Source organism: Vogesella mureinivorans (assembly GCF_007644035.1).
GTDB classification, from domain to species: Bacteria; Pseudomonadota; Gammaproteobacteria; order Burkholderiales; family Chromobacteriaceae; genus Vogesella; species Vogesella mureinivorans.
Map to the genome: position 1 here is coordinate 1 of NZ_VMTV02000688.1, position 267 is coordinate 267.

Annotated in this window: 1 protein-coding gene; it reads right to left on the bottom strand. The window is 66.7% G+C overall.

Annotated features, from left to right (window positions below):
• On the bottom strand, positions 1-267 hold a 267-nt coding region (locus FLQ44_RS24160; protein WP_147695460.1), incomplete at both ends, for a hypothetical protein.

A 267-nucleotide genomic window follows, 5' to 3' on the forward strand; every position in this document is an offset into this window, starting at 1 on the left:
GCAGCAGCCGTGTGAAGGCGGTCGCGTCGTGTGTTCCACGCACTGCCAGCAGAGCCAGGCGGATATCGGCGTGGATCTCGGCGATAGAACGCCCGTCAGCCAGTTGCTGCCTGAAGCGAGCGGGCATTGCCAGTGCAAGTACATCGGCACCGTCGCCGGCACGGGCGCGGTAGCGCAGCTCAAACCAGTGCTGCGCCGATTCGGGCGGCGCGTCCTTCGCCAACTGGGCGAGGTCGCGGTACACGCGCTGTGAGTATTCGGCGTCGA